This window comes from Streptomyces sp. NPDC054932 (genome assembly GCF_053610205.1).
This window is the reverse complement of sequence record NZ_JBSGXU010000281.1, coordinates 1-7,943: the sequence shown is the minus strand read 5'-3', so window position 1 is coordinate 7,943 and position 7,943 is coordinate 1. Positions and strand designations below refer to the sequence as shown.

At 73.4% G+C, this 7,943-nt stretch carries 8 protein-coding genes; 6 read left to right on the top strand and 2 right to left on the bottom strand.

Annotated features, from left to right (window positions below; translation table 11 throughout):
• Window positions 1-254: 254 nt before the first annotated feature.
• Window positions 255-536: an Lrp/AsnC family transcriptional regulator gene (locus tag ACWGE1_RS38675; RefSeq protein WP_030013053.1), complete on the bottom strand. Its 282-nt coding sequence runs from the start codon at window positions 534-536 to the stop codon at window positions 255-257.
• A complete protein-coding gene (locus ACWGE1_RS38670; RefSeq protein WP_453425155.1) occupies window positions 533-1,267 on the bottom strand; it encodes a rhomboid family intramembrane serine protease in 735 nt (244 codons plus the stop codon). The genes ACWGE1_RS38675 and ACWGE1_RS38670 overlap by 4 nt, the downstream gene beginning before the upstream one ends.
• A 124-nt stretch (window positions 1,268-1,391) precedes the next feature.
• On the opposite strand from ACWGE1_RS38670, the gene ACWGE1_RS38665 reads away from it, so the two are divergent.
• The 6 genes from ACWGE1_RS38665 (at window position 1,392) to ACWGE1_RS38640 (ending at window position 7,903) form a co-directional block, all read left to right on the top strand.
• Window positions 1,392-1,631 (top strand): hypothetical protein, encoded by a 240-nt coding sequence (locus ACWGE1_RS38665; protein WP_008738811.1) that lies wholly within the window; start codon window positions 1,392-1,394, stop codon window positions 1,629-1,631.
• Window positions 1,632-1,671: 40 nt separating this feature from the next.
• On the top strand, window positions 1,672-3,036 hold the full coding sequence (locus ACWGE1_RS38660) for an NYN domain-containing protein (RefSeq protein WP_453425156.1): 1,365 nt from the start codon (window positions 1,672-1,674) through the stop codon (window positions 3,034-3,036).
• Window positions 3,037-3,288: 252 nt separating this feature from the next.
• Window positions 3,289-4,317, top strand: coding sequence for an NlpC/P60 family protein (locus ACWGE1_RS38655; protein WP_453425154.1), 1,029 nt, complete (start codon window positions 3,289-3,291; stop codon window positions 4,315-4,317).
• A 220-nt stretch (window positions 4,318-4,537) separates the two neighbouring features.
• Window positions 4,538-5,593 (top strand): NlpC/P60 family protein, encoded by a 1,056-nt coding sequence (locus ACWGE1_RS38650; RefSeq protein WP_453425153.1) that lies wholly within the window; start codon window positions 4,538-4,540, stop codon window positions 5,591-5,593.
• A 25-nt stretch (window positions 5,594-5,618) separates the two neighbouring features.
• Window positions 5,619-6,737, top strand: a complete 1,119-nt coding sequence (locus ACWGE1_RS38645; RefSeq protein WP_453425152.1) for a hypothetical protein — start codon at window positions 5,619-5,621, stop codon at window positions 6,735-6,737.
• Between the two features lie 23 nt (window positions 6,738-6,760).
• Window positions 6,761-7,903: a glycosyltransferase family 4 protein gene (locus ACWGE1_RS38640; protein WP_453425151.1), complete on the top strand. Its 1,143-nt coding sequence runs from the start codon at window positions 6,761-6,763 to the stop codon at window positions 7,901-7,903.
• The last annotated feature ends 40 nt before the right edge of the window (window positions 7,904-7,943 follow it).

Below are 7,943 nucleotides of genomic sequence, written 5' to 3'. Positions count from 1 at the left end.
CAGGGCACCGCGCACCATCCAGCCCCGCCGGCGATTGAGGCGCGGGGACGGGCAGCGCCCGGCAGACGGCCGAGCCGCACACCGCCAAGCACCCCCGCAGGGGACGGGCAGCGCCCGGCAGACGGCCGAGCCGCACACCGCCAAGCACCCCCGCAGGGGACGGGCCGCGCCCGGCAGACGGCCGAGCCGCACACCGCCAAGCACCCCGCAGGGGACGGGCAGCGCCCGGGATACGACGCCGGCCGAAGCCAGCGCTATGCGTCCAGGCCGATGGCGAAGGCCGCTTCCAGGTCGTGCTGGGAGTACGTGCGGAAGGCCACGTGCGTGTCCGTCGCCTCGACGCCCGGGATCTTGCTGATGCGGCCGGGGATGATGTCCGCCAGGTTCTCGTGGCGGGCCACGCGGACCAGCGCGATGAGGTCGTACGTCCCCGTGACGGAGTAGACCTCACTGACGTTCTCGAGGGCTGCGATGGACTCGGCGATCTCGGGGATCCGGTCCACGCTGGTCTTGATGAGCACGATCGCGGTGATCACGGCTGGCTGTCTCCCTCGGTGGCCGTCGCTGGTCGCCTCACTCTAGTCGTACCCCGATAGCGGGCCCATGCGTAGAGGAAGCCGAGCGAGAAGCCCACCAGATGGGCCAGATAGGCGACCCCCGGGCCGCTGCCGGCCCGCTGTGCCGCCACCCATTGGAGGGCGAACCAGAACAGCAGAACGATCCAGGCGGGGAACCGCAGCGGCAGGAAGAAGAGGAAGGGGAACAGGCTCGTCACCCTCGCCCGCGGGAGCAGGAAGAGGAAGGCGCCCAGAACGGCCGAGATGGCGCCGGAGGCCCCGACCAGCGTCTGCGGGGACCCCGCGTTGGCCGCCGCGTACGCCGCCATCGCCAGGTAACCCGTACAGAGGTAGAAGACGAGGAACGCCGGGCGGCCCATCCGTTCCTCCGCCATCGCGCCGAAAACGTGCAGGAAGAGCATGTTCCCCAGCAGGTGCAGCCAGCTGCCGTGGACGAAGAGCGCGGTCAGCGGGGTCAGCCAGGCGCGCGGGGTGCCCGTGAAGAGCTCGTCGGGGACCACGCCCCAGCGCCGGAAGTACGCCGTACCGGCGGACAGCAGCTCTTCCCCCGTCCCGTAGACCGGGTTGAGCCCCGAGGCCGGGCCGAGTACGAACACCACGGCGCAGCCCGCGATCAGCGCATGGGTGACCACCGGTCCCCGGGCGGCCTCGCGAACGGCCCGCCACCTTACGATCATGTGACAGAGCATGACGCAACGGGACCCACCTGAAGCGGTGGCAGGCCGTAGGGTTACGAGCTGCGGTCCGCAGGACGACGCATACGGCGGCGCGGGCGGCTTTAATTGAATCAGCTACGAAGGAGAGAGCGGCCTGATGACGGTTCCCCTGCCGACCGACACCACCCGGTGGCGCTGCACCCTGTGCGGCAACCTCACGCGTTTCGACGTCACCCGTTCGTCGAAGGTCGTGGAGTACGTCCACCTGGACCTTGCCGGGGAGCCCAAGGTCGAGGAGCGCGAGGTGGTCAATGAGACCATCGAGTCGGTCCGCTGCCGCTGGTGCAACGCGGTGGACCAGATCGAGCTCGTGGACAGGCCGGGCGCGGACTCCTGACGGAGGCGCACCCACAGGAAGATCACGGTAGGGGTGACGGATTGTGGAGCCAGCAAGCGGCGCTGAGCCGGCCGACGCGGCCGGCGACGCCGCCGAGGCGCTCGACCACCCGCTGCCGGAAGGCGTGCGGCGCCGGGTCGTCGCGCTCGTCTCGGACGCCTTCGGCGGACTGACGGTCGCGGACCTCCCGGCGCAGTTGCGTCAGTACGCCCGGTTCACCCCGACCCGGCGCGCCAAGTTCGCGGGCAGCGCCATGGCCGCGGCGGTCGAGACCGACGCCGTGTTCCGCAGCAGGGTCGCCGACAAGCTGCGCGAGGCACAGGCCGACCTGGCCGCCGCGCTGGAGGCCGGTGCTCCGCCCGCCGCCGCGGATCCGCTCGACGTGGCGGCCGCCGCTTTCGTCCTGCGGCCGGCCGGCTGGGTCAAGCTGGTGGCCGCCGCCGGCGAGGAGGCGCAGCGCGCCGACGCCGAGCGGGTCGGCGAGGAGTCCCGGCGCGAGCTGGAGCGCCTGCGCGAGGAGCTGGCCCACGTACGGGAACTGCAGCGCACGGGCGGGGAGCAGGTACGGGTCGAGCTGGATGCGGCCCGCAAGGAAGCGGAATCGCTTCAGCGCAAGCTGCGCAGTGCTCTCAGCGACGTCAAGCGGGGTGATGCGGCCCTGCGCAAGGTGAATGCGGAGATCGACGGGATCCGCGGTGACGCGGCTGCCCGGGTGGCCGCCGCCGAGAGCGAGAGCCGTCGGCTCAAGTCGCGTCTCGCAGAGGTGGAGACGGCGCTGGAGACCTCGCGCCGGGCCACCCGCGAGGGGCGGAGCATCGAGGACATGCGGCTGCGGCTGCTGCTGGACACGGTGCTGGACGCCGCCCAGGGGCTGCGCCGCGAGCTGGCGCTGCCGCCCGTGAACACGCGGCCGGCCGACACCGTGGATGCGGTGGAGCCGGGCCGGATGACACCGAAGGACATCGCGGCGCGCGCCCTCTCGGAGACCGATCCGGCTTTGCTGGACCAGCTGTTGGCGTTGCCCCAGGCGCATCTGGTGGTCGACGGTTACAACGTGACCAAGACCGGCTATCCGACGATGCCGCTGGAGAAGCAGCGGCTGCGGCTGCTGGGCGGGCTGTCGATGCTGGCCGCGCAGACGGGTGCGGAGATGACCTGTGTCTTCGACGGGGCGGAGCTGGCGGCCCCGGTGCTGCTGGCGCCGCCGCGCGGGGTCCGGGTGCTGTTCTCCAAGGCGGGGGTGACGGCGGACGAGCTGATCCGCCAGCTGGTGCGGGCGGAGCCGCCCGGCCGTCCGGTGGTCGTGGTCTCCACGGACCGGGAGGTCGCGGACGGGGTGGCCAAGGCAGGCGCGAGGCCCGTGACGTCCGCTTTGCTACTGAAGCGGCTTTCGCGAGTTTCGTAACTCCCAGCCCGAATGCCGGAATTGACCGGCGCCACAGCGAACGTACCGTCAAGTGCCCGGCACGGAGCGTGCGCTGTAGGTAAAGAACCTGGTTGGAGAGCGAGTTTTTTCTCGACAGGATTTGAACTGATCACAGCTGGGTCACTAGGGTCTGTTCAAACCTTCGTGCGGTGGATCACTCATTCGGAGTGGCGGCGGAGGTGCTGCCGATTTGCGTTCTTCGGCGGCTCCAGGAAGAAGGAGATCGCCTTCGTGGCGTCCCACCGTCGACCCAAGCAGCCGACCCGCGCTCGTGTGACCGTGATCACCGCCGCCGCGGCCGCGGCCGTCGCGCTCTCCTCCCAGGGAGCCTCCGCCGCTCCGGCGAAGCCGAGCAAGGACGAGGTCAAGGCCCAGGTCGACGCGCTCTACGAAGAGGCGGAGCAGGCCACCGAGAAGTTCAACGGGGCCAAGGAGCGCCAGGACAAGCTGGAGAAGGAGATAGCCCAGCTCCAGGACCAGGTCGCGCGCGGTCAGGGCGACCTCAACGACCTGCGCAGCGCGCTCGGTTCGATGGCCAGCGCCCAGTACCGCAACGGCGGCATCGACCCCGCCCTCGCGCTGCTCCTCTCCGAGGACCCCGACAGCTACCTCGACAAGGCCTCCTCCCTGGAGCACCTGAGCGGCAAGCAGGTCGAGTCGGTCCAGCGGATCCAGGACAAGCAGCGCACCCTCGCGCAGCAGCGCCAGGAGGCCGCCGGCAAGCTCGCCGACCTCGACGCCACCCGCAAGGAGCTCGGCGAGAAGAAGAAGGTCTCGACGGAGAAGCTCGCCGCGGCCCAGGCCCTGCTCAACTCCCTCACCGCCCAGGAGCGCGCCGCGCTCAAGGACGAGGAAACGCGTGCCAGCCGCGCCGACGGCCAGCGCGTCGACCTCGGGAACGTCAGCGCCTCCGGCCGCGCCGGAGCCGCCCTCGCCGCCGCGAAGACCAAGCTGGGCTTCACCTACCAGTCCGGCGGCACCGGGCCCAACGTCTACGACTGCTCCGGGCTGACCCAGTGGGCGTACAAGCAGGCCGGCGTCAGCATCAGCCGCGTCACCTACACCCAGGCCAACGACGGCACGCGCATCAGCCGCAGCCAGCTCCAGCCCGGCGACCTGGTCTTCTTCTACGGCGACCTGCACCACGTCGGCCTGTACGCAGGCAACAACATGACGCTGCACGCCTCGAACCCGCGCAGCGGCATCAAGTACGAGTCGATGGACAACATGCCGTTCCAGTTCGGCGTCCGCATCGGCTGACGCGCCGCACACCGCCCATCCGGGCGAATTCCGCGGCTCCTTTCTGACCACACGCCCCGCCGGTGACCTGCGTCTCCTGCGGGGCGTCCGTGTGTGTGCGCTCCGACGGTCGTTGGTCGGGGTGTGAGCGTCCGGCTACTGTCTGCCAGCGCGGAACCCGGCACATGACCGTCCACGGGGGGCGGACCCGGGCACACACAGCGGAAGGGAGCGGTTTCACGTGGCGTCCCATCGCCGGTCCGGGCTCGGCGGCCTCGACCGGAACGCGAAGGTCACCGTCCTCACCGCCGCCGCGGCCACGGCCGCGGTCGCCATGACGGGCGTACCCGCGAGCGCGGCCCCCGGCCTCCCGCACGAACCGGGCGGCGGGGCGAGGAGCGGCATCAGCGCCCAGGTCGACCGCCTCTTCGAGGAGGCCGAGCAGGCCACCGAACGCTTCAACGAGGCGGGCGAGAAGGCCGACCGGCTCCGCGTCGAGGTCAACCGGGCCCAGGACGCGGTGGCCCGCGGCCAGGAGCGCATCAACACCATGCGGGGCATCCTCGGCAGCTTCGCCGGGGCCCAGTACCGCAGCGGCGGCATCGACCCCGCCGTCGGGCTGATGCTGGCCGAGGACCCCGACGCGTACCTGGAACAGGCCGCCGCCCTCGACCGGCTGACCGGCCGCCAGGCCCGGCAGCTCGCCGAACTCCGCGAGGAGCAGCGCGAACTCGGCCAGGAGCGCCGGGAGGCATCCCGCAAACTCGCCGAGCTCGACGCCCTGCGCTCCGACGTGGCCCGGCACAAGCGCTCCGTCACCGCGAAGCTCGCGGCCGCCCGACGGCTGCTGAACGCCATGCCCTCCGAGGAGCGGGCCGACTACGAGCGCTCCTCGCGCTCCGGCGGCCGCCCCGAAGGACTCCCCGAGCTCCCCGCCCTCGGGCCCTCCTCGGGACGCGCCGCGGCCGCCGTGATGGCGGCCCGGGCCGCGGTCGGCCGGCCCTACGTGTGGGGTTCCACCGGCCCGTCCGGATTCGACTGCTCCGGGCTGATGGTCTGGTCGTACCGGCAGGCGGGCGTCTCGCTGCCGCGCACCTCGCAGGCCCAGCGGCACGCGGGCCGGCAGGTGCCGCTGTCCCAGGCCCGCCCCGGCGACCTGGTGACGTACCGCTCGGACGCCAGCCACGTCGGCATGTACGTCGGCAACGGCCAGGTCGTGCACGCCCCCTACCCGGGGGCCCGGGTGCGCTACGACCCCGTCGGGATGATGCCCGTCTCCTCGGTGACCCGCCCCTGACCGCAGCCGTGCGTACGATCGTCGGATGCCCCCCGTCCGCCGGTTCCTCGTACGCGCGCTGCCGCTCCTGCTGAGCGCGCTGCTCGCCGCGTGCGCGGTGCCCGCCCCGCAGGACGGCGCCGAGCGGGACATCCGGGAGGCCGTCGCCGCCTGGTCGCGGACGCCGCCCGCGCAGCTGGCCGGGATCCCGCTGGAGGGATGGGCGTACGAGGTCTCCGCCGTCCGGCGGGACGGCGCCGGGGCCACCGTCCGGGCGGACCTGCGCTACCGGCTCACCGGCTACGACCCGGCCGCTGCCGGGTCGGCGCGCGAGGTGCGGCTGACCCGGGACGGCGGGCGCTGGCGGGTCACCGGCGACCGGGCCGCGCCGGGCGCGCTGCCGCAGCTGTGGGACCAGGGCCCGGTGGCGGTGGTCCGCGGGACGCACGCCCTGGTGCTGGGCGTCGGGCAGGACGCCGCGACGCTGTCCGCGATCGCGGCGGAGGCGGACCGGGCGGTGCCCGCGGCGAGCGCGGCCTGGCCGGGGCCCTGGGCGGGCCGGGCGGTGGTGCTGGTCCCCGGATCCCTGGACCGGATGGCGGAGCTGCTGGGCCGCCCCGCCGCCGAGTACCGGGGCATGGGGGCCGTCACGACCGGCCGGGTGGGCGGTGCGGCTCCGGCCCCCGCCGACCGGGTCGTCGTCAATCCGGAGGGGTGGGCGGAGCTCGGTCCGGCGGGCCGCGGGGTCATCCTCACCCACGAGGTCACCCACGTGGCCACCCGGGCGGCGACCACCGCCACCACCCCGCTGTGGTTGTCGGAGGGCTTCGCGGACTGGGCGGCGTACCGCGGCGCCTCCACCGTCCCGGAGCAGGCCGCTCCGGCGCTGGCCCGGGCCGTACGGCGGGGCGAGGTGCCGGGGGAGCTGCCCCGCACGGAGGCCTTCGCCTTCGGGGGTGACCCAGAGGCCCTGGCCCGGGCGTACGAGGGCTCCTGGCTCGCCTGCCGGCTGATCGCGGAGAAGTGGGGCGAGGCGGCGCTCGTGGACCTGTACGAGCAGGCGGGGCGCCGGCCGTGGCCGGTGGCGGTGCGGGAGGCCCTCGGCGTGGACCCGGCCGGGCTGACGAAGGACTGGCAGGAGGCCCTGCGGGAGGAGTTCCGCTGAGGGCGTCCGGTACGTTGTCAGCGATGCACAAGACGCTGATCGTGACCAACGACTTCCCGCCGAGACCCGGCGGTATCCAGGCCTTCCTGCACAACATGGCACTACGGCTGGATCCCGACCGGGTCGTCGTCTACGCCTCCACCTGGAAGCACGGCGCGGAGGGCCGCGAGGCCACCGCGGCCTTCGACGCGGAGCAGTCGTTCCAGGTGGTCCGCGACCGGACGACGATGCTGCTGCCGACCCCGCGCGTGACGCGGCGGGCGGTCGGCCTGCTGCGCGAACACGGCTGCGAGTCGGTGTGGTTCGGTGCCGCGGCCCCGCTCGGGCTGATGGGCCCCGCGCTGCGGCGGGCCGGTGCGAAGCGGATCGTGGCGACCACCCACGGGCACGAGGCGGCCTGGGCCCAGCTGCCGGCCGCGCGGCAGTTGCTGCGGCGGATCGGCGAGGGCACCGACACGCTGACCTACCTGGGGGAGTACACGCGCTCGCGGATCGCCTCGGCGGTGACGCAGCGGGCGGCGGAGCGGATGGTCCAACTCCCTCCGGGGGTGGACGAGAAGACCTTCCACCCGGGATCGGGCGGGGCGGAGGTCCGGGCCCGGCTCGGGCTGACCGACCGGCCGGTGGTCGTCTGCGTCTCCCGGCTGGTGCCGCGCAAGGGGCAGGACACGCTGATCGAGGCGATGCCGCGGATCCTGGCGGCGGTGCCGGACGCGGTGCTGCTGATCGTGGGCGGCGGGCCCTACGAGGCGGACCTGCGGGCGCTGGCCGTCTCCACCGGGGTCTCGGACTCCGTCGTCCTCACCGGAGCCGTCCCGTGGTCGGAACTCGCGGCCCACTACGGAGCGGGCGACGTCTTCGCCATGCCCTGCCGGACCCGGCGGGGCGGGCTGGACGTGGAGGGGCTCGGCATCGTCTACCTGGAGGCCTCGGCCACGGGTCTGCCGGTGATCGCGGGCGATTCCGGCGGGGCGCCGGACGCGGTGCTGGACGGTGAGACGGGCTGGGTCGTCCGAGGCGGCTCCCCGGAGGAGGCGGCGGACCGGATCGTCACCCTCCTGCGGGACCCGGCCCTGCGGGCGCGGATGGGCGCCGCCGGCCGTGCCTGGGTCGAGGACCGCTGGCGCTGGGACCTCTTGGCGGACCGCCTGCGCGAGCTGCTGTAGCCGTGCGGCCGCGCCGCCGGGGCTCCGCCCCGGACCCCGC

What these genes read in the sequence shown, in the direction of transcription:
- ACWGE1_RS38670 (WP_453425155.1), bottom strand. Translation starts at nt 1,267, where the DNA reads ATGCTCTGTCACATGATCGTAAGGTGGCGGGCCGTTCGCGAGGCCGCC.
- ACWGE1_RS38645 (WP_453425152.1), top strand. Translation starts at nt 5,619, where the DNA reads ATGCCCCCCGTCCGCCGGTTCCTCGTACGCGCGCTGCCGCTCCTGCTG.
- ACWGE1_RS38665 (WP_008738811.1), top strand. Translation starts at nt 1,392, where the DNA reads ATGACGGTTCCCCTGCCGACCGACACCACCCGGTGGCGCTGCACCCTG.
- ACWGE1_RS38640 (WP_453425151.1), top strand. Translation starts at nt 6,761, where the DNA reads ATGCACAAGACGCTGATCGTGACCAACGACTTCCCGCCGAGACCCGGC.